Source organism: Streptomyces sp. NPDC029169, assembly GCF_055563935.1.
In genome coordinates, this window is record NZ_JBVHXA010000010.1 from 169,112 (window position 1) to 195,160 (window position 26,049).

General features: G+C 71.5%; 20 protein-coding genes and 1 pseudogene. 4 read left to right on the forward strand and 17 right to left on the reverse strand.

Features of this window, described 5'->3' with window-relative positions:
- Positions 1 to 111: 111 nt before the first annotated feature.
- The 3 genes from ACZ4VI_RS20515 to ACZ4VI_RS20525 all read left to right on the forward strand — a co-directional run bounded on the left by ACZ4VI_RS20515 (position 112) and on the right by ACZ4VI_RS20525 (position 4,439).
- Positions 112 to 1,017 carry a hypothetical protein gene (locus ACZ4VI_RS20515; RefSeq protein WP_468001001.1) on the forward strand — a complete coding sequence of 302 codons (906 nt, stop codon included), beginning with the start codon at positions 112 to 114 and terminating at the stop codon, positions 1,015 to 1,017.
- A gap of 86 nt (positions 1,018 to 1,103) precedes the next feature.
- Complete coding sequence (locus ACZ4VI_RS20520) at positions 1,104 to 1,568, forward strand: peptidase inhibitor family I36 protein (protein ID WP_468001003.1); 465 nt, start codon at positions 1,104 to 1,106, stop codon at positions 1,566 to 1,568.
- A 132-nt stretch (positions 1,569 to 1,700) separates the two neighbouring features.
- Positions 1,701 to 4,439: a tetratricopeptide repeat protein gene (locus ACZ4VI_RS20525; protein ID WP_468001005.1), complete on the forward strand. Its 2,739-nt coding sequence runs from the start codon at positions 1,701 to 1,703 to the stop codon at positions 4,437 to 4,439.
- A gap of 195 nt (positions 4,440 to 4,634) precedes the next feature.
- Here the strand turns inward: ACZ4VI_RS20525 and gatB are convergent, their stop codons facing one another.
- From gatB to mnmA, 10 genes and pseudogenes are all read right to left on the reverse strand, one after another.
- Positions 4,635 to 6,143: an Asp-tRNA(Asn)/Glu-tRNA(Gln) amidotransferase subunit GatB gene (gatB, locus tag ACZ4VI_RS20530; protein WP_468001006.1), complete on the reverse strand. Its 1,509-nt coding sequence runs from the start codon at positions 6,141 to 6,143 to the stop codon at positions 4,635 to 4,637.
- Between the two features lie 16 nt (positions 6,144 to 6,159).
- Positions 6,160 to 6,393, reverse strand: a complete 234-nt coding sequence (locus ACZ4VI_RS20535) for a hypothetical protein (protein WP_468001164.1) — start codon at positions 6,391 to 6,393, stop codon at positions 6,160 to 6,162.
- 5 nt (positions 6,394 to 6,398) lie between these two features.
- A complete protein-coding gene (gene gatA / locus ACZ4VI_RS20540; RefSeq protein ID WP_468001007.1) occupies positions 6,399 to 7,898 on the reverse strand; it encodes an Asp-tRNA(Asn)/Glu-tRNA(Gln) amidotransferase subunit GatA in 1,500 nt (499 codons plus the stop codon).
- 4 nt (positions 7,899 to 7,902) lie between these two features.
- Positions 7,903 to 8,199, reverse strand: coding sequence for an Asp-tRNA(Asn)/Glu-tRNA(Gln) amidotransferase subunit GatC (gene gatC, locus ACZ4VI_RS20545; protein WP_015036350.1), 297 nt, complete (start codon positions 8,197 to 8,199; stop codon positions 7,903 to 7,905).
- Between the two features lie 107 nt (positions 8,200 to 8,306).
- Positions 8,307 to 10,458 (reverse strand): annotated as a pseudogene (locus tag ACZ4VI_RS20550) (putative bifunctional diguanylate cyclase/phosphodiesterase).
- A 219-nt stretch (positions 10,459 to 10,677) separates the two neighbouring features.
- Complete coding sequence (gene ligA, locus ACZ4VI_RS20555; RefSeq protein ID WP_468001009.1) at positions 10,678 to 12,858, reverse strand: NAD-dependent DNA ligase LigA; 2,181 nt, start codon at positions 12,856 to 12,858, stop codon at positions 10,678 to 10,680.
- Positions 12,859 to 12,890: 32 nt separating this feature from the next.
- A complete protein-coding gene (locus tag ACZ4VI_RS20560; RefSeq protein ID WP_468001011.1) occupies positions 12,891 to 13,910 on the reverse strand; it encodes a methionine synthase in 1,020 nt (339 codons plus the stop codon).
- Between the two features lie 4 nt (positions 13,911 to 13,914).
- Positions 13,915 to 14,613, reverse strand: a complete 699-nt coding sequence (locus ACZ4VI_RS20565) for an SDR family oxidoreductase (RefSeq protein ID WP_468001013.1) — start codon at positions 14,611 to 14,613, stop codon at positions 13,915 to 13,917.
- A 7-nt stretch (positions 14,614 to 14,620) separates the two neighbouring features.
- The gene (locus ACZ4VI_RS20570) at positions 14,621 to 15,160 is read right to left on the reverse strand and encodes an LOG family protein (protein WP_468001015.1); all 540 of its coding nucleotides are present in this window, start codon (positions 15,158 to 15,160) and stop codon (positions 14,621 to 14,623) included.
- Between the two features lie 126 nt (positions 15,161 to 15,286).
- Positions 15,287 to 16,420, reverse strand: coding sequence for a tRNA 2-thiouridine(34) synthase MnmA (mnmA, locus tag ACZ4VI_RS20575; RefSeq protein WP_468001016.1), 1,134 nt, complete (start codon positions 16,418 to 16,420; stop codon positions 15,287 to 15,289).
- A gap of 61 nt (positions 16,421 to 16,481) precedes the next feature.
- Here mnmA and ACZ4VI_RS20580 point away from each other — a divergent pair, with 61 nt between their 5' ends.
- Positions 16,482 to 17,132 (forward strand): N-acetylmuramoyl-L-alanine amidase, encoded by a 651-nt coding sequence (locus ACZ4VI_RS20580; RefSeq protein WP_468001017.1) that lies wholly within the window; start codon positions 16,482 to 16,484, stop codon positions 17,130 to 17,132.
- Positions 17,133 to 17,170: 38 nt separating this feature from the next.
- Here ACZ4VI_RS20580 and ACZ4VI_RS20585 read toward each other — a convergent pair whose 3' ends face one another.
- From ACZ4VI_RS20585 to ACZ4VI_RS20615, 7 genes are all read right to left on the reverse strand, one after another.
- Positions 17,171 to 18,340, reverse strand: coding sequence for a cysteine desulfurase family protein (locus tag ACZ4VI_RS20585; protein WP_468001018.1), 1,170 nt, complete (start codon positions 18,338 to 18,340; stop codon positions 17,171 to 17,173).
- A 285-nt stretch (positions 18,341 to 18,625) separates the two neighbouring features.
- Positions 18,626 to 19,483: a thioesterase family protein gene (locus ACZ4VI_RS20590; protein WP_468001019.1), complete on the reverse strand. Its 858-nt coding sequence runs from the start codon at positions 19,481 to 19,483 to the stop codon at positions 18,626 to 18,628.
- 23 nt (positions 19,484 to 19,506) lie between these two features.
- A complete protein-coding gene (locus ACZ4VI_RS20595) occupies positions 19,507 to 20,184 on the reverse strand; it encodes a trimeric intracellular cation channel family protein (RefSeq protein ID WP_468001020.1) in 678 nt (225 codons plus the stop codon).
- A gap of 533 nt (positions 20,185 to 20,717) precedes the next feature.
- The gene (locus tag ACZ4VI_RS20600) at positions 20,718 to 21,971 is read right to left on the reverse strand and encodes an ABC transporter ATP-binding protein (RefSeq protein WP_468001021.1); all 1,254 of its coding nucleotides are present in this window, start codon (positions 21,969 to 21,971) and stop codon (positions 20,718 to 20,720) included.
- Positions 21,968 to 23,071 (reverse strand): ABC transporter ATP-binding protein, encoded by a 1,104-nt coding sequence (locus ACZ4VI_RS20605; RefSeq protein WP_468001022.1) that lies wholly within the window; start codon positions 23,069 to 23,071, stop codon positions 21,968 to 21,970. The genes ACZ4VI_RS20600 and ACZ4VI_RS20605 overlap by 4 nt, the downstream gene beginning before the upstream one ends.
- On the reverse strand, positions 23,068 to 24,066 hold the full coding sequence (locus ACZ4VI_RS20610; RefSeq protein WP_468001023.1) for an ABC transporter permease: 999 nt from the start codon (positions 24,064 to 24,066) through the stop codon (positions 23,068 to 23,070). Before ACZ4VI_RS20610 ends, ACZ4VI_RS20605 begins: the two co-directional genes overlap by 4 nt.
- A gap of 125 nt (positions 24,067 to 24,191) precedes the next feature.
- Complete coding sequence (locus ACZ4VI_RS20615) at positions 24,192 to 25,958, reverse strand: ABC transporter substrate-binding protein (RefSeq protein WP_468001025.1); 1,767 nt, start codon at positions 25,956 to 25,958, stop codon at positions 24,192 to 24,194.
- Positions 25,959 to 26,049 lie beyond the last annotated feature (91 nt).

The window sequence follows — 26,049 nt, forward strand, 5'->3', positions numbered from 1 at the left end:
ACAATTACGCTCCAGCGCACACATGTTCACGGAACTCCCCCCGTACTCGCAGAATCTGACCCGTCCGGTGCTCGAACAGCACACCTCACCAACAGGACGGTGGACCGTAAAATGCCCGAGCCCCTGCCGAGCGCATGGGTCGCCGCGGTGACCTGCCTGGCCCTCGCCGCCGGTACAGGTTGCTCCGGTACGACCGAGGCACCGCCCGCCGCCACCGCCCCGGCGCAGGCCGCGGAGCCGGCTCAGCTGACCGCACTGCACCTGCTGCCGCCTGTCACCGGCCTCCTCTTCACCCCACACCTGCGCGGCACCGAGGCGCAGCAGAAGCTCGCCATCGCGTGCATGGCTGGGCGGGGATTCCGGTACGCCCCCGTCCCCCCGCCCCAGAGCCCGGACGGCACCGACGAGCGCCCGCAGCCGTTCGGCCTCGAGTCCACGGATCCGCGCCGCACGGCCACCCCCACGGTCTCCCCCGAGGCACCGCCCAAGCCCGGCAGCCCGGAGAGCACCGACGCCTACGCGCGGGCGCTCTTCGGTGACGAGGCCAAGCGGGTCACCGCCAAGGGTCTGCGGCTGAGCGTCTCCCGGCCGGGCGACGGGTGTCTCGCCGAGGCGGAGACACGCATGTTCGCCGACGGGCGGATGCGCTGGCTCCAGGTACGGATCAGGCTCTTCGAGGCGCAGGAGGACGCCCGCCGGGACGTGGAGAAGGACCCGGCCTTCCGTGCGGCGACGACACGCTGGCAGCAGTGCATGGACCGGGCCAAGGTCAAGGCCCAGGACCCCGTACAGGTGCAGCGTTCGCTGCGCTCGGAGGAGGAGCGGCGGACCGGTCCCGTCGCCGCGGCGGATCTGCGCTGCAAGGCGGAGACGGGGTATCTGGACACCGCGTACCGCCGGCTCGCCGCCGCGCAGCAGCGCCGGCTGGACGAGCACCCGGACATCGGCCGGGACTGGAAGAAGCTGTCGGCCCGCCAGGACAAGGCGGCCGGCGAGGTGCTGGGCACCCAGGGCTGAGCCCCCTCCGATCCACTCCACACCACAGGTTTCCGCTGCTGACCCCAGGAGCGGATGTTTCCCCACAGACGAAAGGGAGATCGACCATGTCCACGACCCATCCGAAGTCCGGCCTCCGCCTCCGCAGCAAGCTCGCGGCCGTCGCCGGCGCCACCGCGCTCCTCGTGGGCGGCGGCATCGCGACCGCGAGCTCCGCGGCGGCCGGCCCCAACTGCGCGTCGGGCTACCACTGCCTCTTCGAGGGCAGCATCGGCTCCCAGGTGCACGCGTACTACAACAGCGACACCGACTTCCGCAACGACGTGTTCACCAGCGGGCACACCGTGAACGACAACTCGTGGTCGGCCAGCAACTCCAGCAACAGCGGCTACGAGAGCCACTACTACTACGACCCCGGCTACGGTGGCGGCCTCGTCTTCTGCGTCAACCCGGGCAGCTACGTGACGCACGACCGGCTGTCCGACGACTTCTATGACGGCAACCACGTCGGCCAGCGGGACGAGGCCAGCTCCCTGTTGCTGCGGCCCACGACGACCGTCTCCTGCTTCTGACCGGCGAGCCACCCTTCCTACGGGCCCCCGCGCTCCACGAGCGCGGGGGCCCTCCCTCAGCTGAAGTATGGAATGCTGCACACATGTTGGGAACATCGTGATCCGCCAGAGCCCCGAGCCCCGTCCGGGCGCGTGAGCGTCGAGCAGCACGTCACCGCGCTCTCCGGATTCGCGTACGGGGTCATCGGGGCGGACATCCACGTGTTCGGCGACGGGTCGCCGGTCTACCTCCTCCAGAACTGGCGTCCCGCGCCCGAGCCCGACCCGGAGTGGCTGCGGGAGTTACCGAGCCGGATGCTCAACTCCCGCTTCGAGGTGGTGCCGTTCACCGGGCGGGAGGCCGAGCTGGCCGACCTGCGCGCGTGGCGTGACCAGGGGCCCCGGCTCGCCGTCCGCTGGATGCACGCGCCCGGTGGGCAGGGCAAGACCCGCCTGGCTGCTCAATTCGCGGACGAGACCCGGCAGGAGGGCTGGCGCGTCGTCGCCGCCACGAACGGTCCCGGGCCCGTCCAGCCACCGCCCGGCAGCCAGGACCTGACCGTCGACGGGCGCCCGGGCGTCCTCTTGGTCGTCGACTACGCGGACCGCTGGCCCCTCACCCACCTCACCTGGCTCTTCCGCAACGCCCTGCTCCACCATGACGGTCTGCCGACGAGGATCCTGCTGCTCGCCCGTACCGCCGACGCCTGGCCCGCCGTCCGCGCCTCGCTCGCCGACATCCAGGCCGCCACCTCCAGCCATCTCCTCAGCGAACCGCCCGACGGCTCCGCCATGTACCGGGCCGCCCGGGACGCCTTCGCCGTACGGTACGGAGTCACGGCCGCGCCCGGTCCCCCTCCCCCGTACGGGCTGACCCTCGCCCTGCACATGGCCGCCCTCGTCGCCGTCGACGCCCACGCGCACGGGCGCCGCCCGCCCACCGATCTCGCCGGGCTCACCGTCTACCTCCTCGACCGCGAGCACCTGCACTGGGCGACGCTGCACGCCCGGGGCGGGCGATATGCCACCCCTCCCCCGGTCATGAACCGGGTCGTCTTCGCCGCCGCGCTCACCGGGACCCTCGACCGGCCCAAGGGGTCGGCCATCGTGGCGGAACTCGAGACCGGCCACGCGCCCGGCCGGGTCCTCGACGACCACGCGTACTGCTACCCGGCCGCCGAGCCGGAGCTCGGCACCGTCCTGGAGCCGCTCTACCCCGACCAGCTCGCCGAGGACTTCCTCGCCCTCACCCTCCCCGGGCACAACGCCGACTACCCGGCCATGGACTGGGCCGTGCCCGTCACCGCGCGCCTGGCCGGTCGGCACGCCGAGCGCACGGTCACCTTTCTGGCCGCCGCCGCGCAGCGCTGGCCGCACGTCGGGCCCGAGCACCTCTACCCCCTCCTCGCCTGCGATCCCGGCCTGGCGCTCGCCGCCGGAAGCGCCGCCCTGAGCGCGCTCGCCGCCCTGGACGACGTGCCGATCCGGCTGCTCGGCGCCATCGAGGAGCGGTTCCCCGTCGGCCGCAACGTCGAGCTGGACGCCGGGATGGCGGCCCTGACCCGACGGCTCGTCACCGAACTGCTCGCCCTGGACGACGGCCCGGTCGCCCGGGCGACGGGCTACTACCACCTCGGGCCCCGGCTCTCGAACGCCGGCCGTTTCGACGAGGCGCTGGAGGCCGCGCGGCGGGGCGTCGCCGCGTGCGAGGAGCTCGGCGGGGACATACCGGCGCTCGCCACCGCCCTGGCCCAGCTCGGCCAGTGCCTGGCAAAGACCGGACGTCCCGCGGAGGCCGTGCCGGTCACCGAGGAGGCCGTCGCGCTGTTCCGGCGTATGGCCGAGGCCGAGCCCGAAGCGTTCGAGGCCTTTCACGCCGGCAGCCTCGTCGACCTGGCCATCTTCGTCGCGATGACGGGGCGGCTCACGGAGGCCCTGGCCGTGAGCGAGCGGGCGGTGGCGGCCTGGCGCAGGGTCGCCACCGGCAATCCCGCCCATGAGGAGCACCTGGCCGGCGCCCTGTACGGACTCGGCAACCTCCTCTACGACCAGGGCCGCCTGCCCGAAGCCGTCGCGGCGTCGCGGGAGTCGCTGGCCCGCCGGCTGCCGCTTGCCGAACGGGCCCCCGCCGCCCATGAGCCCGAGCTCGCCAAGTCGCTCGTCAGCCTCTCCAACCAGCTGTCTGCGCAGGGGCTGCGAGCGGACGCGCTCCCGTTCTCGCAGGAGGCCGTGACCATGCTGCGCCGACTGGCCGGGATCAACGCCGCGGCGCACGAGGCGGATCTGGCGCAGGCGCTGAACACGCTGGGCGGCGATCTGGCGGGGGTGGGACGGTTCACCGAGGCGGTGGACGCGATGGCCGAAGCCGTCGCTGTCCGCCGCCGCCTCACCCGCGGCAACCCGGCGGCCCACTCGCGCGGCCTGGGGCAGTCGCTGTCGAACCTGTCCAACTGCCTGCTGGGCGCGGGCCGCCCGGCCGACGCCCTCACCGCCGCGCAGGAGGCCGTCGCCCTCCGCGAGCGGCTGTACGCCGAGCAGCCGGACGTCCACCGGGCCGACCTCGCCCAGGCGCTGTCCAATCTCGGAAGGTGCCTGGAGGCTTCCGGACACCGCCCCGAGGGGCTGGCCGCCATGCGGCGGAGCGTCGAGCTGTACCGGGCGGCGGCGGACGGCAACCCCGACGCGTACACCTTCGACCTGGCCCGGACGCTGACCAACCTGGGTCAGTTCCTCGCCCTCGACGCCCGGTGGGAGAAGGCTCTGCGCCCCCTCGGCGAGGCGATCGTCCTGGCCGGGCGTTCCTACCCCGCCAACCCGCACGCTTACGGCGAGCTGCTCGCCCGCCTGCGGCAGACGTCTGCCGACTGTCTCGCGAGGCTGGGACGCGTTTGAGGCGGGGACGCGTTGCCCCGGGGACGCGGCCCCCGCGCCAGCGGGGCGAGGGCGGCGCGGCCTCCGCGCCGGCGGTGCCCGAACGGGGCGAGGGCGGCGTGGCCCCCGCGCCGGCGGTGCCCGAACGGGACGAGGCGGCCCGCACCGGAACACTCCGGTGCGGGCCGCCCTCGTACTCGTAAGCGATCCAGAGGATCAGCCCTCGGAGACGCCCAGGCGCTCCAGGATGAGCTCCTTCACGCGCGCCGCGTCGGCCTGGCCGCGGGTGGCCTTCATGACCGAGCCGACCAAGGCGCCGACCGCCGCGACCTTGCCGCCGCGGATCTTGTCGGCGATGGCCGCGTTGGCCGCGATGGCCTCGTCGACCGCCGTGCCGAGCGCGCCCTCGTCGGAGACGACCGTCAGGCCGCGCTTCTCGACGACCACGTCCGGGCCGCCCTCGCCGGCGAGTACGCCCTCGATGACCTGGCGGGCCAGCTTGTCGGTGAGGTCGCCGGAGGCCACCAGCTCGGTCACCCGGGCGACCTGCGCCGGGGTGATCGGCAGCTCGTCCAGGGTCTTGCCCGACTCGTTGGCGGCACGGGACAGCTCGCCCATCCACCACTTGCGGGCCTGGTCCGCCGGAGCACCGGCCTCCGTGGTCGCGACGATCAGGTCGACCGCGCCCGCGTTGAGGATCGACTGCATGTCGTGCTCCGACACACCCCACTCCTCACGGAGCCGGTTGCGGCGCACGCGCGGCAGCTCGGGCAGTCCGGCGCGCAGTTGCTCGACCCACTCGCGCGAGGGGGCGACGGGGACGAGGTCGGGCTCCGGGAAGTACCGGTAGTCCTCGGCGTTGTCCTTGATCCGGCCGGAGGTGGTGGAGCCGTCGTCCTCGTGGAAGTGACGGGTCTCCTGCACGACCGTGCCGCCGGCCTCCAGGATCGCGGCGTGCCGCTGGATCTCGTAACGGCAGGCTCGCTCCACGGAACGGAGCGAGTTGACGTTCTTCGTCTCGGAGCGCGTGCCGAACTCGGCGCCGTGCCTGCGCAGCGACAGGTTCACGTCGCAGCGCATCTGGCCCTTGTCCATCCGCGCCTCGGAGACCCCGAGGGCACGGATCAGCTCGCGCAGCTCGGTGACGTACGCCTTGGCGACCTCGGGGGCCCGCTCGCCCGCGCCCTCGATCGGCTTGGTGACGATCTCGATGAGCGGGATACCGGCCCGGTTGTAGTCGAGCAGCGAGTGCGAGGCACCCTGGATACGGCCCGTCGCGCCGCCGATGTGCGTCGACTTGCCGGTGTCCTCCTCCATGTGGGCGCGCTCGATCTCCACGCGGAAGATCTCCCCGTCCTCCAGCTGGACGTCCAGATAGCCGTTGTAGGCGATCGGCTCGTCGTACTGCGAGGTCTGGAAGTTCTTCGGCATGTCCGGATAGAAGTAGTTCTTCCGGGCGAAGCGGCACCACTCGGCGATCTCGCAGTTCAGCGCGAGACCGATCTTGATCGCCGACTCGACGCCGATCGCGTTGACGACCGGGAGCGAGCCGGGCAGGCCGAGACAGGTCGGGCAGGTCTGCGAGTTGGCGTCCGCGCCCAGCTCCGTGGAGCAGCCGCAGAACATCTTCGTCTTCGTACCCAGTTCGACATGGACCTCGAGGCCCATGACGGGGTCGTACTCGGCGATCGCCGCCTCGTACGACAGCAGTTCAGTGACGGTCACGGTGAGACTTTCCCTCTCAGCCCAGCAGGACGTCGTCGTCGCCCAGGCGCTTCAGCTCCCGGTAGAGGATCGCCAGGCCGGTAACGATGGCGGCGGCGGACACGGCGGCGTCGATCAGCCGCAGGGTGTCGTTCTCGTTGCGGGCCAGCTTGGCCTGCTTCGCGACACTGATCGCGCCGAATGCGGTGCTGGCCAGCGACATGTAGACGCCGGTCTTCGACTTCTTGAAGTTCTTGGCCTTCTTTGCCATGGCACTCACAGCGACGGAGCCTCCTCAAGGAGCGGGTGACCCCACCTTTCCACGAAGGCGGCCTCGACGGCGGCGCCGACCTTGTACAGCCGGTCGTCCTTCATGGCGGGGGCGATGATCTGCAGCCCGACCGGCAGGCCGTCCTCCGGCGCGAGGCCGCAGGGCAGCGACATGGCGGCGTTGCCGGCCAGGTTGGTCGGAATGGTGCACAGGTCCGCGAGGTACATCGCCATCGGGTCGTCGGCGCGCTCGCCGATCGGGAAGGCGGTGGTCGGGGTCGTCGGGGAGACGATCACGTCCACCTGCTCGAAGGCCTGCTCGAACTCGCGCGTGATGAGGGTCCGGACCTTCTGCGCCGAGCCGTAGTACGCGTCGTAGTAGCCGGAGCTCAGCGCGTACGTACCGAGGATGATGCGGCGCTTGACCTCGTCGCCGAAGCCGGCCTCACGGGTGAGGGCGGTGACGTCCTCGGCCGACCGGGTGCCGTCGTCGCCGACGCGCAGGCCGTAGCGCATGGCGTCGAAGCGCGCGAGGTTGGAGGAGCACTCGGACGGCGCGATCAGGTAGTACGCCGAAAGGGCGAGGTCGAAGGTCGGGCAGTCCAGCTCGACGATCTCGGCGCCCAGCTCCTTGAGGAGCTCGACGGACTCGTCGAAGCGCTGCACGACACCGGCCTGGTAGCCCTCGCCGCGGAACTGCTTGACGACACCGACGCGCATGCCGGCGACGGAGCCGTTGCGGGCCGCCTCGACGACCGGCGGGACCGGGGCGTCGATGGAGGTCGAGTCCAGCGGGTCGTGCCCGGCGATGGCCTCGTGGAGCAGGGCCGCGTCCAGGACCGTACGGGCGCAGGGGCCGCCCTGGTCGAGGGAGGAGGAGAAGGCCACCATGCCGAAGCGGGAGACACCGCCGTAGGTCGGCTTGACGCCGACGGTGCCGGTGACGGCGGCGGGCTGGCGGATCGAACCGCCGGTGTCCGTGCCGATGGCGAGCGGGGCCTCGTACGCGGCGAGTGCGGCGGAGGAGCCACCGCCGGAGCCGCCGGGGATCCGGGTCAGGTCCCAGGGGTTGCCGGTGGGGCCGTACGCGCTGTTCTCGGTGGAGGACCCCATGGCGAACTCGTCCATGTTGGTCTTGCCGAGGATGACGACGTCGGCGGCCTTGAGGTTCTTCACCAGGGTCGCGTCGTACGGCGGGATCCAGCCTTCGAGGATCTTCGAACCGACGGTCGTCGGCACGCCGACGGTGGTGAAGATGTCCTTGAGCGCGAGCGGGACGCCGGCCAGCGGGCCGAGCTTCTCGCCCTTGGCGCGCTTCTCGTCCACGGCGCGGGCCTGGGCGAGGGCGCCCTCGCGGTCGACGTGCAGGAAGGCGTGGACCTTCTCGTCGACCGCCTCGATCCGGGCGAGGTGGGCCTCGGTCACCTCGACGGCGGTGAGCTCGCCGGAGGCGATCTTCGCGGCGATCTCGGCGGCCGTGAGCTTGATGATGTTGCTCTCCGTCATGTGATTAGTCCTCCCCCAGGATCTGCGGCACCTTGAAACGCTGCTGCTCCTGGGCCGGGGCGCCGGAGAGCGCCTGCTCGGGGGTGAGCGACGGACGGACCTCGTCCGCGCGCATGACGTTCGTCAGCGGCAGCGGGTGGGAGGTCGGCGGTACGTCTTGGTCGGCGACCTCGGAGACGCGGGCGACCGCGCCGATGATGTCGTCGAGCTGACCGGCGAAGTGATCGAGCTCTTCGCCCTTCAGCTCCAGACGCGCCAGCCGTGCGAGGTGGGCGACCTCCTCGCGCGTGATGCCAGGCATGCGATCCTCACGGGGTGAGTTTGATGGTGTTGGCCCAATCCTATGGGGCCCGCACCGCTGCCCGTGAAACGGTTTGCCCCGCGCTGGCCGCCGGGCCTGCCCCTGGGCTACTGCACCACGTGCCCTGAGGGCTGGTCGAGGTCCACTGCCGCGGCCGCCTCGGCGGCCTGGAGCGCGGCCTCCTCGGAGGGGCGGCGCCAGCCGTGTTCGCCGCGGGCGCGCAGCCAGGCCGTGGTCTCGCCGGGCGGCATCGCGGCGGCGACCAGCCAGCCCTGGACGGCGTCGCAGCCCAGGTCCCGCAGGCGCTCCCAGGTCTCGTCGTCCTCGACGCCCTCGGCGACCACGAGCAGGCCGAGCGAGTGGGCGAGGTCCAGGGTGCAGCGGACGATCTCGGCGTCCTCGGCGTCGACGGCGAGCCGGGCGACGAAGGAGCGGTCGATCTTCAGCTCGCTCACCGGGAGGCGCCGCAGGTGCACGAGGGAGGAGTAGCCGGTGCCGAAGTCATCCAGGGACATCTTGACGCCGTGGCCGGTCAGGCCGGCCATGGTGTCGGCGGCACGCTGCGGGTCCTCCAGGAGCACGTGCTCGGTTATCTCCAGCTGGAGCGCTCCGGCCGGGACGCCGTGCCGGGCCAGGCGGGCGGCGACCGCTCCGGCGAAGCCGGGGGTGTGGACGTCCCGGGGCGAGACGTTGACGGCCACAGGAACGTTCAACCCTTGCGCGCGCCACCGGGCGACCTGCGCGAGCGCGGTCTCCAGGACGTACTCGGTGAGGTGGGGCATCAGGCCCGACGACTCGGCGATGGCGATGAACTCGTCGGGAGGGACCCGGCCGCGCTCCGGGTGCACCCAGCGCACCAGGGCCTCCAGGCCGGCGACCTGTCCGTCGAAGCGGACCTTGGGCTGGTAGTGGAGCTCGACCTCGCCGGCGTCCAGGGCGCGGCGCAGGTCGCCGAGGAGACCGAGCCGGTCGGGGGTGTTGGAGTCGCGCTTGGATTCGTACACCTCGACGCCCGTACGGTCCCGCTTGGCCTGGTACATCGCGACGTCGGCCCGGCGCAGCAGGCCCTCGGCGTCGAGCGCGTGGTCGGGGAAGACGGCGACGCCGGCGCTGGCCTCCAGGACGAGGGTGAGCCCGTCGAGGTCCAGCGGCGAGGAGAGCTCGGCGACCAGGTGGCGGGCGACCCGCTGGGCGCTGGTCGTGGAGTCGGCGGTGGGGAGCAGGACGGCGAACTCGTCGCCGCCGAGACGCGCGGCCTCCGCCCCGCGCGGCAGGGCGAGCTTGAGCCGCTCGGCGATCTGGAGGAGCAGCCGGTCTCCGGCGAGATGCCCCAGGGTGTCGTTGACCGATCGGAAACGGTCGAGGTCGATCAGGACGAGGGCGGAGCGGGCGCCCTCCCCCTCGGCCTCCTCCAGGGCGCTCCAGGGCGCTCCAGGCCCGCTCCAGGAGCCACTGGCGGTTCGGCAGCCCGGTGAGCGGGTCCTTCAGCTGCTCCTCGGCGCGGGCGCGGGCGATCCAGAGCGTGGAGTCGAGGGCGATGAGCGGGACGGCGAAGAGCGGCAGCAGCAGCGGCTGGGAGACGGCGACGACGCAGATCAGCGGGGCGATGCCGAGGAGTGCGACGGCGACGAGGCCCTGCCGGAGGAGGGCGGTGCGGGCGACGGTGGGCAGCCCGCCGCCCCGGGGCGAGAGGGCATACCACAGGAGGAGCCGGGTCACCACAAGGTAGGTGCCGGCGGCGAGCGCCACTTCCGGTACGTCGGCGATCCCCCAGTCGGGGGGCCGCCAGGGGTTCTCGACGGTCGGTACGTCTCCGAAGGCGGCGAGGAGCAGGGCGGCGGCGCCGACGCCGAGGACGTCCACGGCGCCGTGCAGCAGGCCCTGGCGCCAGCGGTGCCGGCGGGCCGCGCCGACGAGGACGACGACGGCCATGGAGACGAGTCCGGCGGGCACCCAGCCGTAGAGGAGCAGGACGGCGAGGGTGAGGGCGGCGCCGGAGCCGGTGCCGCCCCACCAGCGGTCGCGGCCGAGGGCGACCAGGTGTCCGACGATGAGCCCGGTGAGGACGGCGAGGGACCAGCCCTCGGCGCCGCCGGGGAAGAGTCCGTGGCCGGTGCTCACGGCCTGGTAGAGCCCGGCGACGAGCACGACGGCGGCGACGCCAAGGACGGCTCCGGGCAGCCCGGAGGTGAGGGCCACGCAGGCCGTGCGGCCACGCGGCCGTGAGACCGGGGCGGCGGCACTCTCGGTCGGTTTCATTCCGTCCCTCTCACAGCCGGCGGTGCCGTTGTAACGCGGTGGGCCGTTGTCATGCCGCCACGGCCGGCAGAGCCCTCACGCAGCCGTGCGCGACAGACGCACGGTCTCAACACTAGGCCGCGGAGGGCTCCGACGGGCAGCGCTCTCCATCTCTTGCCCGAATGCGACCAGGCCACCCGTAACGATCTGGTATGCGCCGAACGGGTGACGTTCTGTGGGCTACCCGTCGGTCGGCACAGCCGCCTCGCGAGCGGCGTCGGGACCCTCCGCGAGCAGCACCGCGAAGCCCTCCTCGTTCAGAACCGGAACCTTCAGCTGCATCGCCTTGTCGTACTTGGAACCGGGGTTGTCGCCGACGACCACAAAGTCGGTCTTCTTCGAAACGGAACCGGTCACCTTCGCCCCGAGGTTCTGGAGCGACTCTTTTGCGCCATCCCTCGTGAAGTGCTCCAGAGTGCCCGTGACCACGACCGTCAGCCCCTCCAGCGGACGCGGCCCCTGCTCCTCGCCGGCCCCCTCGTCCTCGAAACGGACTCCGGCCGCACGCCATTTGCGCACGATCTCCCGGTGCCACTCCTCGGAGAACCAGTCCTTCACCGCGGCCGCGATGATCCCGCCGACCCCGTCGACGGCCGCCAGCTCCTCCTCGCTCGCCTGCTCGATCCGCTCCAGGGAACGGAACTCGCGCGCCAGCGCCTGGGCCGCCACCGGCCCCACGTGACGGATCGACAGACCGTTGATGAACCGGGCCAGCGGGCGCGTCTTGGCCGCCTCGATGTTCGCCAGCATCGCAAGCGCGTTCTTCTTCGGCTCGCCCTTCTGGTTGGCGAAGACCGTGACGACCTTCTCCTCGCCCGTCTTCGGGTCCCGCTTGGGCAGCCCGCTGTCCGGGTCGAGGACGTACGCCTTGATGGGCAGCAGTTGCTCGATGGTGAGGTCGAAGAGATCGCCCTCGTCCACGAGCGGCGGCTCGGCAGGCTCCAGCGGGCGGGTCAGGGCCGCGGCGGCCACCGAGCCGAAGTTCTCGATGTCCAGGCACTCGCGGCCGGCCAGATAGAAGAGACGTTCACGCAGCTGGGCGGGGCACGTCCGCGCGTTGGGGCAGCGCAGATCGATGTCGCCCACCTTCATCGCCTTGAGCGGCGTCCCGCACTCAGGGCACTCGGCGGGCATCACGAACTCCCGCTCGGTGCCGTCCCGCAGGTCGGCGACCGGGCCGAGGATCTCCGGGATGACGTCACCGGCCTTGCGCAGCACGACCGTGTCACCGATCAGCACGCCCTTGGCCTTCACCACCTCCTGGTTGTGGAGCGTGGCGAACTCGACCTCGGAACCGGCGACCGTGACCGGCTCCACCTGCGCGTACGGAGTGACCCGGCCCGTCCGGCCGACGCCGACCTTGATGTCGACCAGCTTGGTGTTGACCTCCTCCGGCGCGTACTTCCAGGCGATCGCCCAGCGCGGGGCGCGCGCGGTGGAGCCCAGCCGGCCCTGGAGCGGGATCTCGTCCAGCTTGACGACGACCCCGTCGATCTCGTGCTCCACGGAGTGCCGGTGCTCGCCGAAGTACGCGATGAACTCCCGTACCTCGTCCAGCGAGCCCACCACCCTGTTGTGCTGGGCGGTCGGCAGGCCCCACTCGCGCAGCAGCCCGTAGGCCTGGCTGAGGCGGTCGATGTCGAAGCCCTCACGGGCTCCGATGCCGTGGACCACCATGCGCAGCGGGCGGGTCGCGGTGACCTTGGGATCCTTCTGGCGCAGCGAACCGGCCGCCGCGTTGCGCGGGTTGGCGAAGGGCTTGTCACCCGCCTCGACCAGCCGGGCGTTCAGGCCCTCGAACGCCTCCATCGGGAAGTAGACCTCGCCGCGGATCTCGACGAAGCCCGGGATGCGGTCGCCGCGCAGCCGGTCCGGGATCTCCGCGATCGTCCGCACGTTGGGCGTGATGTCCTCGCCCGCGCGGCCGTCGCCGCGGGTGGCGGCCCGGGTCAGCCTGCCGTGCTCGTACGTGAGGTTCACGGCGAGGCCGTCGACCTTGAGCTCGCAGAGGAAGTGGTAGTCGGAGGAGCCCACGTCACGGGCGACCCGATCGCCCCATGCGGCCAGTTCCAGGTCGTCGAAGGCGTTGTCGAGGGAGAGCATCCGCTCGCGGTGCTCGACGGAGGTGAACTCGGTCTCGTACTGCCCCGCGACCTTCTGCGTCGGCGAGTCCGGCGTGCGCAGCTCGGGGTACTCCTCCTCCAGCGCCTCCAGGGCGCGCAGGAGCCGGTCGAACTCGGCGTCGCTGATGACCGGCTGGTCCTTCACGTAGTACCGGAACCGGTGCTCCTCGACCTGCTCGGCCAGGTCGGCGTGCTTCTCCCGTGCCTCGGCGGGCAGGGCCCCCTGTTCGACTGCCACCGTTACTCGTCCTCCCGTTGCCTCTGACCCCGTCACTCAGGGTTGTCCGCGAGCGATCTCGCCGCCCGGACGCAGTGGGCGAGCGCCGCGCGGGCGTACGCGGGCGAAGCGCCCGCGAGACCGCACGTCGGGGTGACCACGACGGACTCGGCGAGAGTCCCCGGATTCAGCCCCAGCCTGCGCCACAGCGTCCTGACACCCATGACGCTACCGCCCGGGTCTGACAATGCCGTGTCGGTGGACGGCACCACGCCCGCGAACAGCTTTGTGCCCGCCTCCACGGCCTCGCCGATCGGCTCCTCGTCACGTTCGGTGAGGAGACCGAAGTCGAACGAGACCCCGTCGACACCGGCCCGCCGCAGCAGCCCGAACGGCACGTCCGGGGCGCAGGAGTGGACGACGACCGGGCCGTCGTGGACCGCGAACACCTCGCGCAGGGCGCTCTCGACGACCTGCCGGTCGACGGCCCGGTACGTGCGGTAGCCGCTGGCGGTACGGACGTGCCCGCGCAGGACGGCCGTCAGCGAGGGCTCGTCGAGCTGGAGGACGGGCCGGGCGCCGGGGATCCGCTTGCGGAGCTCGTCCAGGTGGGCGCGGAGGCCCTCGGCGAGGGAGCCGACGAGGTCCCGGCAGGCGCCGGGGTCGCCGAGGGCGGCCTCACCGCCGCGCAGCTCCAGGGCGGCGGCGAGCGTCCAGGGGCCGACGGCCTGGACCTTGAGCGGTCCTTCGTACCCCTGGGTGAACTCCTCCAGGGCGTCGAGGTCCTCGCCGAGCCAGGAGCGGGCGCGCCGGGTGTCACGGCCGGGCCGGTCGCTGACCCGCCATCCGCTCGGCTCCACGTGCGCGTACATCTCGACGAGCAGCCCGATGGTCCGGCCGATCATGTCGGCGCCGGGCCCGCGGGCGGGCAGTTCGGCGAGGAAGGGGAAGTCCTCGAAGGATCCGCTGACGGTCCTGGCCGCCTCCCGTGCGTCACCGCCGGGCAGGGAGCCGACGCCGGTGGCGGGCCCCCAGACGAACGTCTGGCTCTCTGTCTTCTGGCTCTCTGTCACGGTCCTACCGCCCCGGCCGGACGGTCACGTCGTTGATCTCCGCGTCGCGCGGCAGATCGATGGCCGTCAGGATCGTCGTCGCGACGGACTCGGGGTCGATCCACTTGGAGGGGTCGTACTCCTTGCCCTCCTGCGCGTGGACCTTCTCCTGCATCGGGCTGGCGGTACGGCCCGGGTAGACCGAGGTCACCCGCACCCCGTTGCCGTGCTCCTCGTGACGCAGGGAGTCGGCGAGCGCCTTCAGCCCGTGCTTGGAGGCGGCGTACGCGCTCCACTCGGCGTGGGCGTTCAGCCCGGCGCCGGAGTTGACGAAGACCACGTGGCCCTGGGAGACCCGCAGCTGGGGCAGGAAGTGCCGGGTCAGCTCGGCAGGGGCGATCAGGTTGACGTTGAGCTGCTGACGCCAGGTCTTGGGGGTGAGCTCACCGACGGGCCCGAGCTCGACCACGCCCGCGATGTGCAGGAGCGTGTCGACCCGCTCGGGCATGCTCTGGTGCGAGAACGCCCAGGAGAGACGGTCGGGGTCGGCGAGATCGCCGACGAGGGTCCTGGCCCCCGGAAACGCCCCGGCAAGCTCCTTGGCACGCCCGGCATCGCGCACATGCAGCACGAGCTCGTCCCCGCGCGCGTGCAGCCGCCGCGCGACCGCCGCGCCGATGCCGGAACCTGCCCCGGTGATCACATGAGTAGCCATGGGCACCATGCTCGCATCACCGCGCGCCGGCGGACGCCTCCAGGTAGGCGAGAGCGGACACACCGTCCTCCGCGAAGAAGACCAGGTCGGTGAGGGGGAGCGGCAGGAAGCCCTCGTCCTCCATGCGGTGGAACTGGGCCTTCAGGCCGTCGTAGAACCCGGCCGTGTTCAGCAGGACCACCGGCTTCGTGTGCTTGCCGTGCTTCCTCAGCTCCAGGACCTCGGTGGCCTCGTCGAGGGTGCCCGTGCCGCCGACCATGACCACGATCGCGTCGGACTTGGCCAGGAGCAGCGCCTTCCGCTCGGCGAGGTCCTTGGCGATGACCATCTCGTCCGCGCCGGGCCGGGCCCTGGCGGCGAGGAAGTCGACGGAGACACCGACGAGCCGGCCGCCCGCCTCCTCCACGCCGTCCGCGACGACCTTCATCAGACCGACGTCGGAGCCTCCCCACACGAGCGTGTGGCCCGCCTTGCCGAGGCGTTCGGCGAAGTCGCGGGCGGGGGCGGTGTAGCGCTCGTCGAGGTCGGCGGCGGAGAGGAAGACGCAGATGTTCATGGGCCACACCGTATCTGTGGCCTCTCCCTGACCTCGGATTTCACGGTTCTTTCGACAAGTTCCGTGTCACGCCGATGAGTTACGGGAGTGGGCCCGGGCCAGACACAAAGCCGCCCCGCCTCCGCGTCAGAGCGCGGGCGCCTCCGCCGTACGTCGTACCGTCGTCGCGATCGTCGCCGAGCCCACCACGCGCGTGCCGTCGTACAGCACGATCGCCTGGCCCGGGGCCACGCCGCGGACCGGCTCGTCGAAGGTGACCGTGAGCTCGCCGTCCTCCAGTGCGGCCGTCACCGCCGTCTCGCCGCCGTGGGCGCGCAGCTGGGCGGTGTAGCGGCCGGAGCCCTCCGGGGCCGTGCCGCACCAGCGGGGCTTGATCGCCGTCAGGCCGGTGACGTCGAGCGCCTCGGCCGGGCCGACCGTGACCGTGTTGTTCACGGGCGAGATGTCCAGGACGTAGCGCGGCTTCCCGTCCGGCGCCGGGTGGCCGATCCGCAGGCCCTTGCGCTGGCCGATGGTGAAGCCGTACGCACCCTCGTGGGTGCCCACCTTCGTACCCGACTCGTCGACGATGTCGCCCTCCGCCCGGCCGAGCCGGGAGGCCAGGAAGCCCTGGGTGTCGCCGTCGGCGATGAAGCAGATGTCGTGCGAGTCGGGCTTCTTGGCGACGGCCAGACCCCGGCGCTCCGCCTCCGCCCGGATCTCGTCCTTGGTGGTGAGCGTGTCGCCCAGCGGGAACATCGCGTGGGCGAGCTGCTTCTCGTCCAGGACACCGAGGACGTACGACTGGTCCTTGGCCATGTCGGAGGCCCGGTGCAGCTCGCGCGAACCGTCCTCGTTCAGCACGACCGTGGCGTAGTGGCCGGTGCAGACCGCGTCGAAGCCGAGCGCGAGCGCCTTGTCGAGCAGCGCCGCGAACTTGATCTTCTCGTTGCAGCGCAGGCACGGGTTGGGGGTGCGGCCCGCCTCGTACTCCGCGACGAAGTCGTCGACGACGTCCTCGCGGAAGCGCTCGGCGAGGTCCCAGACGTAGAAGGGGATGCCGATGACGTCGGCCGCCCGGCGGGCGTCACGCGAGTCCTCGATGGTGCAGCAGCCGCGCGCACCGGTACGGAAGGACTGCGGGTTCGCGGAGAGCGCGAGGTGGACGCCGGTCACGTCGTGCCCGGCTTCGGCGGCGCGGGCGGCGGCGACGGCGGAGTCCACGCCGCCGGACATGGCGGCGAGGACGCGGAGGGGGCGCTGCGGCGGAGTCTGAGTCATAGCCCTACCAGGGTACGGGGCTGCGGGAACCACGGTCGCTCGAGTAAGCGTTGTCTCCGACATGGGGAGCGAGAAGAAGCGGGGGGTGGGGCGGCGAGCCGTCCTGCTCGGCGGCGGCGCGGCCGTCCTGGGTACGGCGGCGCTGGCCCGCGACGAGCTGGCGCGTGCCTGGTGGCGGCTGCCGGGGACCGAGAAGGACCGGGTCGAGGGCGAGCTCGATCACAAGGGTGCCGACTGGACGGCGGCCTCGCGGGCGAACTGGCGGCGGGCCGACCGCCCGGCCGACTTCACGATCGACCGGGTCGTGATCCACGTCGTCCAGGGCAGCTACGCGACCGCCCTGAAGGTCTTCAAGAACCCGGGACACGGCGCCGCCACGCACTACGTCGTCCGGAAGGACGGCCATGTGGCGCAGATGATCCGCGAGCTCGACGTGGCCTTCCACGCCGGGACCCGGGACATGAACGAGCGGAGCGTCGGCATCGAGCACGAGGGCTTCGTCGACCGGCCGCAGGGCTTCACGGCGGCGATGTACGCGTCCTCGGCCCGGCTGACGGCCGGGATCTGTGCCCGGTACGGGATACCCGTCGACCGGGAGCACATCATCGGGCACGTCGAGGTGCCCGGGTCCGACCACACGGACCCGGGTCCGCACTGGGACTGGGACCGGTACATGAAGCTGGTACGGGAGGCATCGAAGAAGCCCGCGTAGGACCTCAGTAGGCCCTCAGTAGGACCTCACCAGGACCCTCACGTGAGGCCTGCGGTCCGCGCCCGTTCCACCGCCGGGCCGATGGCCTCGGCCACCGCGGCCACGTCCTCCTTGGTGGAGGTGTGGCCGAGGGTGAAGCGCAGGGTGCCCCGGGCGAGGTCCGGGTCGGTGCCGGTGGCGAGCAGGACGTGGCTGGGCTGCGCGACGCCCGCGGTGCACGCGGAGCCGGTGGAGCACTGGATGCCCTGGGCGTCGAGGAGCAGGAGCAGGGAGTCGCCCTCGCAGCCGGGGAAGGTGAAGTGGGCGTTTGCGGGGAGCCGGCCGACCGGGTCGCCGCCGAGGATCGCGTCGGGGACGGCCGCGCGGACGGCCGAGACCAGCTCGTCGCGCAGCGCCCCGATCTCGCGGGCGAACCCCTCGCGCCGCTCGTCGGCGAGCCGGCCGGCGACGGCGAACGCGGCGATGGCGGGCACGTCCAGGGTGCCGGAGCGGACATGGCGCTCCTGGCCGCCGCCGTGCAGGACGGGTACCGGGCTGTACTCACGGCCCAGGAGCAGCGCGCCGATGCCGTAGGGGCCGCCGATCTTGTGGCCGGAGACGGTCAGGGCGGCGAGGCCGGAGGCGTCGAAGTCGACCGGGACCTGGCCGAAGGCCTGGACCGCGTCGGCGTGCAGAGGGACGTCGAACTCACGGGCGACGTCGGCGAGTTCGCGTACCGGCATGACGGTGCCGATCTCGTTGTTCGCCCACATGACGGTGGCGAGCGCGACGGACTCCGGCTCGCGGGCGATGGCCTCGCGCAGCGCGTCCGGGTGGACGCGGCCGTACCGGTCGACGGGCAGGTACTCGACGGTGGCGCCTTCGTGCGTGGCCAGCCAGTCGACGGCGTCGAGGACCGCGTGATGCTCGACGGGGCTGGTGAGGACGCGGGTGCGGGTGCCTGTCGGGTCGGCGTCGCGGCGGGCCCAGTACAGGCCCTTGACGGCGAGGTTGTCGGCCTCGGTGCCGCCGGAGGTGAAGACGACCTCGCTGGGCCGCGCGCCCAGGGCGGCGGCCAGGGTCTCGCGCGCCTCCTCGACGGTCCGCCGAGCGCGCCGCCCGGCCGCGTGCAGGGAGGAGGCGTTGCCCGTGGCGGCGAGCTGGGCGGTCATCGCCTCGATCGCCTCGGGGAGCATGGGCGTGGTCGCGGCGTGGTCGAGGTAAGCCATGGTGCCTTGATTCTACGAGCCTCCAGGGGCGTGACCGGTTCGCGCCCCCGGGGCGTGGACGGAGCGGCGAGGGCGCCGGGGCCGTGGGGTGTGCCCGCCCTGCCCCTAGGACTTCGTCCTGGGGGCCTGACCGGGATCTCGGCGGGGCGGGTCTCGACGGGTCGTCGAGCAGTTCGGCCCGGTCGGCCCGGTCGACCCGGTCGACCCGGTCGACCCGGTCGGCGAAACGGCCCGGTCGAGGACGTCCAGGTCCACGGCCGGCCGGGGTGCGGGACTCGTCGGCCGTCAGCTGCGCGGGGCGCGGGCGAGTTGGCGGGACTGGGCCACGAGGCGGTCCGCGCTGTCCCAGACCTCGGCGTCCTCCTCCAGGAAGCCGCCGGCGAGGTTACGGGTGGTGATGGAGACCCGCAGCGGGCCGGGGGCCGGGCGGCAGCGGACGTGGGTCGTCAGCTCGACGGTCGGGGTCCAGCCCTTGAGGCCCAGCTCGAAGGAGGTCGGCGGCAGGGCGTCGACGGTGAGGAGCAGGGAGAGCGCGTCGGGCTCGCGGCCGTCGGCGAGGCCGAACCAGCCGCGCATCTCGCCCTTGCCCGAGGGCGCGCCGATCGCCCAGCCGATGGTGGCCGGGTCGAGCTTGATGTCGAGGCGCTCGGTGATGGCACTGGAGCCGGGGATCGGGGGCCGCGGGCCGTCGGAGGGGCCGAAGCACTGCTCGATCGGCGCGATGGCGGGCGGTGTGGCGGAGGTGCGGACGTCGTCGGGCAGCGCGTCGAGGTCGCCGTAGGAGGCGAGGACGCGGATGCGCTCGACCTCGGTGCCGTCCTCGGCGTACTGGAAGAGGGACGCCTGACCGGTGGAGAGCGTGCGGCCGGTGCGGACGGTCTCCGTACGGATCACGGCGGGGCCGGGCACGGAGGGCGTGAGGTAGTGCGCCGAGATCGTGAACGGGTCCGGGTGCGGGAGGTGGTCGCCGAGGGCGCGGCCGAGCAGGGCGAGGAGGTAGCCGCCGTTGACGGCGCTGATGATCGTCCAGCCGGCGGAGAGGTCGGCGTCGTACACGCCGGGGGCGCGGAGGGTGACGGCGGTGTCGCGGTCGAACTCGCTGGCGTCCGCGCTGACCGTCGTCGTCTCGATGCTCGTGCTCATGGCTCCGACCGTACAACAGGATGCTACTGAGCGGTAGCTTTTTCGGGCTCTTCGCGGGCGGAGGAACGGCGGTTCCAGGCGCGGGGGGCGCGCCAGTGGTAGCGCATCGCGAGGAGACGCAGAACGAAGGCCGTGGTGACGGCCACGCCGCTGGTGTACGCGTTGAGGACGTCGAAGCGGATGCAGAGGACGACCATCGTGGCGCCGACGATGGCGGGCACGGCGTAGAGGTCGCGGTCCCAGCGGAGGAGGGAGGGGACCTCGTTGGCGAGGACGTCGCGCAGGACGCCGCCACCGACGGCGGTCGCGAGACCGAGGGCGGCGGAGGAGGTGAGGCCGAGGCCGTACTCGTACGCCTTGATGGTGCCGGTGACGGCGAAGAGGCCGAGGCCGGCGGCGTCGAAGACGTTGACGGCGGTCTGGGTGCGCTCCACTTCGGGGTGGAGGAAGAAGACGAGGACCGTGGCGACGAGCGGCATGAGGAAGTAGCCGAGGTCGGTGAAGGCGGCGGGGGGTACGGCGCCGATGATCAGGTCGCGGAGGAGGCCGCCGCCGAGGGCGGTGACCTCGGCGAGGACGGCGATGCCGAAGACGTCGAAGTTCTTGCGGACGGCGAGGAGGGCGCCGGAGATGGCGAAGACGAAGATGCCGACGAGGTCGAGGGCGTGTTGTACGGAGGGGGTGAACAGATCGTGGAACACGGCGCCCATTGTGACGGGTCCCTGCGGGGCGGCGGCGAGGGCGGGGCGCCCCCGTTGGCGTGGGGCTCCCACACGTCGGCCCCTGCGCCTCGCGTCGCGGGGGGGGCGGGGGCCTGGGGCTTCGCCCCGAGTACGGGTGCGGCCACGTCGCGCTGTTAGGCGGCGGGGGGATTCCCCCACCCCACCCCTTCCCGAAACCCTGACGGGACCGGGGGCTCCGCCCCGAACCCCCTGCGTTGCGGCAGCTTCGCGCCGCGGGGCAGACGAGGCCTCACCTGCGGACGCGGCGGCGCGGGAAGGGGTGGGGTGGGACTCCCCCACCCCACCCCTTCCCGAAACCTGACGGGACCCGGGGCTCCGCCCCGAACCCCCCGCCGTGCGGCAGCTTCGCGCCGCTGGCCGCCGCGAACCGTTGTGGGCAATCGTTCCGCGGGGCGGAACGGGTGGGCACAACCCACGAGGGCGGTGCCCGTTGGCCGCGCCCCCAGCACGAGGCCCCCATGCCTTACGGCAGCGGGGGCCTCGCGTAGGTGCTACGCCTTGGGCGCGTCGCCCTCGGAGGGGGCGTCCGTCGCCGGGGCCTCCGGCTCGTCGGGCTCGGCGGCGGCCTCCGCCTTCGCGACGGCGTCCTTCGCCGTGGGCTCCGGCTGCTCGGCCGGCGCCTCGGCGCCCTTCGCCGGCGCCTCGGCCGCCTCGGCCGGCGCCCCCGGCTCGTCGGTGGCGTCCCGCTTCGTGATCGACACCTCCACCGACTCCCGCGCCGACGGCACCGTCACGCCCTCCGCGTTCTCCGGGTGGTGGCAGGCCACCCGCTGGCCCGGGCGGAGTTCCAGCAGAGGAGGTTCCTGCGTCTTGCAGACCTCCGTCGCCTTCCAGCAGCGGGTGTGGAAGCGGCAGCCCGGGGGTGGGGCGATCGGGGAGGGGACGTCGCCCTTGAGGAGGATGCGCTCGCTCTTCGCGCCCTTGCGGCGGGGGTCCGGGATCGGGACCGCCGACATCAGGGCGCGGGTGTACGGGTGCATCGGGGACTCGTACAGGGACTTGCGGTCCGCGAGCTCCACGATCTTGCCGAGGTACATCACCGCGATCCGGTCCGAGACGTGCCGGATCACCGACAGGTCGTGGGCGATGATCACGTACGTGAGGCCCAGCTCCTCCTGGAGGTCGTCCAGGAGGTTCACCACCTGCGCCTGGATCGAGACGTCGAGCGCCGAGACCGGCTCGTCGGCCACGACCAGCTTCGGCTTCAGGGCGAGCGCCCGCGCGATGCCGATGCGCTGGCGCTGACCGCCCGAGAACTCGTGCGGGTAGCGGTTGTAGTGCTCCGGGTTCAGGCCGACCAGGCCCAGGAGGCGCTGGACTTCCTTCTTGACGCCGCCTTCCGGCTCCACGCCCTGGAGGCGGAACGGGGCCGAGATGATCGAGCCCACCGTGTGGCGCGGGTTCAGCGAGCCGTACGGGTCCTGGAAGATCATCTGGATGTCGCGGCGCAGCGGACGCATCTTGGCCACACCGAGGTGCGAGACGTCCACCCCCTCGAACTCGACCGTGCCGCCCGTCGGTTCGAGCAGCCGCGTGATCAGCCGGCCCATCGTCGACTTGCCGCAGCCCGACTCGCCGACCACGCCCAGCGTCTCGCCCGGAAGCACCTCGAAGTCGATGCCGTCGACCGCCTTGACCGCCCCGACCTGGCGCTGCAGCAGCCCCTTCTTGATCGGGAAGTGCTTCACCAGGCCGTTGACCTTGAGAAGAGGTTCAGTGCTCTTGAGGCTCTTGTTGTCGCTCACAGCTTCGGCGCAATCTCTTCGGTCCAGATCCGGGTCCGCTCCTCCTGCGACATGTGGCACGCGGAGTGGTGGCGGCTCCCCGCCTCACGCAGCTCGGGGCGCTCCGTGCGCGTGATGCCGCCCTTGGGCACGTCCGCGTACGGGCATCGCGGGTTGAACGCACAACCGCTGGGCACGTTGATCAGGCTGGGCGGGTTGCCCTTCACCGGGATGAGCCGCTCGGTCTGCTCCCGGTCGATCCGCGGCATCGAGCCGAGCAGGCCCCAGGTGTAGGGGTGCTGGGGCTCGTAGAAGACCGCCTCGGCCGGTCCGCGCTCCACGCACCGCCCGCCGTACATCACGAGGATGTCGTCGGCGACCTCGGCGACGACGCCGAGGTCGTGCGTGATGATGACGACCGCGGAGCCGAACTCCTTCTGCAGGTCCCGGATCAGGTCGAGGATCTGCGCCTGCACGGTCACGTCGAGCGCAGTGGTCGGCTCGTCCGCGATGAGCAGTTCGGGGTTGTTGACCAGCGCCATCGCGATCATCGCGCGCTGGCGCATACCGCCGGAGAACTCGTGCGGGTAGTTGTCGAAGCGCTTGGCCGGCTCGGGGATGCCGACCCGGTCGAGGAGTTCGACGGCCCGCTTCTTGGCGGTCTTCTTGTCGACCGGGTGATGGACCCGGTACGCCTCCACGATCTGCGCGCCGACCGTGTAGTACGGGTGCATCGCGGACAGCGGGTCCTGGAAGATCATCGCCATGTCGCGGCCGCGCAGCCGGCGCACCTCTTCGGGGTCGGCCGAGAGCAGCTCACGGCCGTTCAGCCAGATCTCGCCGGAGATCCGCGCCTTCTGCCGGCCGTACTGGCCGACCGTGTGCAGGCCCATGATGCCGAGCGAGGTCACCGACTTGCCCGAGCCGGACTCGCCCACGATGCCGAGGGTCTTGCCCTTCTCCAGCTGGAAGCTGAGCCCGTCGACGGACTTGACCAGGCCGTCGTCGGTCGGGAAGTGGATCTTCAGGTCGCGGACGTCGAGGAAGGCGTCGGACGGGGCGTTCCCGGACGCGACCGGTTCTCCCAGGGCCGCGCCGGTCTTGGTCAGCTTGTCCGTCATGCGAGCCTCACTCGGGGGTCGATCACCGCGTACAGAAGGTCCACCACGAGGTTGGCGATGACGACACAGGTCGCTGTGATGAGCGTGACCGCCAGGATCAGCGGCAGGTCGCGCTCGGTCACTCCCTTGATGGCCATCCAGCCGAGGCCCTGGAGGTTGAACGTGCTCTCGGTCAGGATCGCGCCGCCGACGAGGGCGCCGAGGTCCATGCCGAAGATGGTCAGGATGGGGGTCATCGTGGAGCGCATGGCGTGCTTGCCGAGCACGACCCGCTCCGGCAGGCCCTTGGCCCGTGCCGTACGGATGTAGTCCTCGCCGAGGACCTCCAGCATGGTGGCGCGGGTGAGCCGCGCGTACATCGCCGCGTACAGGAAGGCGAGGGTGACCCAGGGCAGCAGCAGTCCGCCGAACCAGCTGCCGAAGGACTCGCTGATCGGCACGTACGAGGCGTTGAGCCAGCCCAGTTGGGTGCGGAAGACGAACATCGACAGCATGCCGGTGAAGAAGATGGGGAGCGAGACACCGGCGAGCGCGGTGAACATCGCGGCCCGGTCCACGGCCGTGCCCCGCTTGAGCGCGGAGACCACACCGGTGGTGACGCCCATGAGCAGCCACAGCGCGGCGGCGCCGATGACCATGGAGAGGGTGATGGGGAAGGCGTCCACCAGCATCGTGGAGACGTCCTGCTCGGTACGGAACGAGTAGCCGAAGCAGGGTGCCGCGCAGTGGATGGTGCTGCCTCCGCCGACGTAGTCGCGGCCGACGAAGATTCCGGAGACGAAGTGCCAGAACTGCACCAGGATCGGCTCGTCCAGGCCCAGCTTCTGCCGGACAGCTTCGATGGAAGCCGGATCCGCCTGCTTGCCGACGAACATCGCGGCAGGGTCGCTGCCGGTCATCTTGGGGATGAGGAAGAAGATGCTGAGCGTCACCAGGGTGACGACCATCAGCATCACTACGACGGCGAAAAGCCGTCGGACGATATATGCAAGCATGCGGTCGGCCGACCGGCGGCCGGGGATCCCGATCAGGTTCCCCGGCCGCCGTGCGCGGCCATCACCTGCCCTTCGGACCTAGCGGCGGGTGGTGCGCCGTTGGAGCGGGTGGATGGAGACGGGACTTACTTCATGACGCCGAGCGACGCGTAGTCGTAGCGGCCGTTGTAGGCGTCGGCCGTGTAGACGTTGGTCAGTCGCGAGGAGCGCCAGATGATGTTCTTCTCGTGGGTGAAGGGCAGGTAGACCGCGGCGTCGGAGACCTTGGTGTTGATCTGCTTGTAGAGCTCGCCGGCCTTGACCGGGTCCGTCTCCTTCAGCGCCTGGTCGAACAGGCCGTTGATGGCCGGGTCGTTCAGCTCAGAGAAGTTGTTGTTACCGCTCTGCAGGATGAAGCGGCCGTCGACGAGCGGCTGCAGGAAGCCCTGGCCGGTCGGGAAGTCGGCGCCCCAGCCCATGATGATGATGCCGTAGCCCTTGTCCTTGACCACCTTCGGCGAACCGATGATGCCGGAGGTCTGGGCGCCGTCGAACAGGTCGATCTGGGCGTCGATGCCGACGGCCTTCAGCGACTGCTGGAGGGACTCGGCGGTCGCGATCTCGATCTTCTTGTTGTTGCGGACCGCGATCGTGGTCTTGAAGCCGTTCGGCTTACCGCACTTGGCCAGGGCCTCCTTGGCCTTGGCGATGTCCGGCTTGCCGGCCAGCTTGCCGTACGGGTCGGCCTTCGGGTCGGCACCCTTGATCGCCGGCGGCAGCATGTTGGTGGCGATGTCGCCACCGGCCTGCGGGCCGCCACGCGCGGTCTGGAGGGACTTGGAGTCGGCCGCGTAGATGATCGCCTTGCGGCACTCGACGTTGTCGATGACCGTCTGCGGGAAGACCGCGTAGCGGATGAAGCCGGTCTGCGGGTTGTCCGCGTTCCCCTTGTGCTGCTGGAGCACCTTGGCGCGGGCCGCCGCGCCGACGCCGGTGGCGTTGAGGTCGAGGTCGTACTCGCCCTCGACCAGACGGTTGTCCATGTCGTCGGCGTTGGTGGTGAACTTGACGCTGATCTTGTCCGGCAGCGCCTTGCGGACGGTGTCCGTCTTGGCGTCCCACTTGTCGTTGCGGACGAGCAGCATCGACTTGTTGGGGGTGTACGACTGCCACTTGTACGGGCCGGAGGAGAAGGGCTTCAGGCCGTACTGGGCCTTGGTGTCCTTGTCCTGGCGGACCGGGGAGGCGGCGGGCATGGCCAGCATCTGCAGGAAGTCACCGTTGGCGACCGGCAGCTTGAAGATGATGGTCTTGTCGTCCGGGGTCTCGATCGCCTTCAGGCCGAGCTTGTCCGGGGTGGTGTCCTTGTAGGGACCCTTGTACTCGCCCTTGGGGTCGAGGACCTGCTGGAGGTAGATCGGGCCGCCGGAGATGACGTCCTGGGCCCAGATGCGCTCGATGCCGTACTTGATGTCCTTGGAGGTGATCGGCTTGCCGTCCTCCCAGGTGACCCCGTCCTTCAGCGTGAAGGTGTAGGTCAGGCCGTCGGCCGAGATCTTGCCGGCGTCGGTGGCGAGGTCGGGGACCAGCTCGGTGGAGGCGGCGCCCGGCTCGGCCTTGTAGGTGACCAGCTGGCGCGTGTAGTAGCGGGCGAAGTCCCACACGAAGCCGTAGTAGCCGCGCTGCGGGTCCCACGAGTCGGCCTCCTGCGAGCCGATGAACTTCAGCTCGCCGCCCTTCTTGTCGGAGGCGTTGGCGACCTTGTTCACGGCGGCGTTGAAGCCAGGCGCGCCGGTCGTGCCCTTGTCACCGTCGCCGCTGCCGCCGCCACAGGCGGTGGTGACGACCATCGTGGCCGCGGCGAGCAGCGCGCCCGCGGCGATTCTGCGCCGCGATGAGCTGTTCAGAGTCATGGTCTCGCAACCTCCGGATAGTGGCGGCCGTCAGGGACGGTCCGCCGGTGTTGATTGCCTCCTGTCACCTGCGGCAGGGGCGGGTCTGTGC

Bases quoted from the DNA above. Each gene is read 5' to 3' on its own strand.
- ACZ4VI_RS20585 (WP_468001018.1), bottom strand. From the start codon at position 18,340: ATGGCTTACCTCGACCACGCCGCGACCACGCCCATGCTCCCCGAGGCG.
- ACZ4VI_RS20565 (WP_468001013.1), bottom strand. From the start codon at position 14,613: ATGGTGCCCATGGCTACTCATGTGATCACCGGGGCAGGTTCCGGCATC.
- gatC (WP_015036350.1), bottom strand. From the start codon at position 8,199: ATGCCTGGCATCACGCGCGAGGAGGTCGCCCACCTCGCACGGCTGGCG.
- gatA (WP_468001007.1), bottom strand. From the start codon at position 7,898: ATGACGGAGAGCAACATCATCAAGCTCACGGCCGCCGAGATCGCCGCG.
- ACZ4VI_RS20570 (WP_468001015.1), bottom strand. From the start codon at position 15,160: ATGAACATCTGCGTCTTCCTCTCCGCCGCCGACCTCGACGAGCGCTAC.
- ACZ4VI_RS20515 (WP_468001001.1), top strand. From the start codon at position 112: ATGCCCGAGCCCCTGCCGAGCGCATGGGTCGCCGCGGTGACCTGCCTG.
- ACZ4VI_RS20605 (WP_468001022.1), bottom strand. From the start codon at position 23,071: ATGACGGACAAGCTGACCAAGACCGGCGCGGCCCTGGGAGAACCGGTC.
- ACZ4VI_RS20590 (WP_468001019.1), bottom strand. From the start codon at position 19,483: ATGAGCACGAGCATCGAGACGACGACGGTCAGCGCGGACGCCAGCGAG.
- mnmA (WP_468001016.1), bottom strand. From the start codon at position 16,420: ATGACTCAGACTCCGCCGCAGCGCCCCCTCCGCGTCCTCGCCGCCATG.
- ACZ4VI_RS20535 (WP_468001164.1), bottom strand. From the start codon at position 6,393: ATGGCAAAGAAGGCCAAGAACTTCAAGAAGTCGAAGACCGGCGTCTAC.
- ACZ4VI_RS20520 (WP_468001003.1), top strand. From the start codon at position 1,104: ATGTCCACGACCCATCCGAAGTCCGGCCTCCGCCTCCGCAGCAAGCTC.
- ACZ4VI_RS20610 (WP_468001023.1), bottom strand. From the start codon at position 24,066: ATGCTTGCATATATCGTCCGACGGCTTTTCGCCGTCGTAGTGATGCTG.
- ACZ4VI_RS20615 (WP_468001025.1), bottom strand. From the start codon at position 25,958: ATGACTCTGAACAGCTCATCGCGGCGCAGAATCGCCGCGGGCGCGCTG.
- ACZ4VI_RS20580 (WP_468001017.1), top strand. From the start codon at position 16,482: ATGGGGAGCGAGAAGAAGCGGGGGGTGGGGCGGCGAGCCGTCCTGCTC.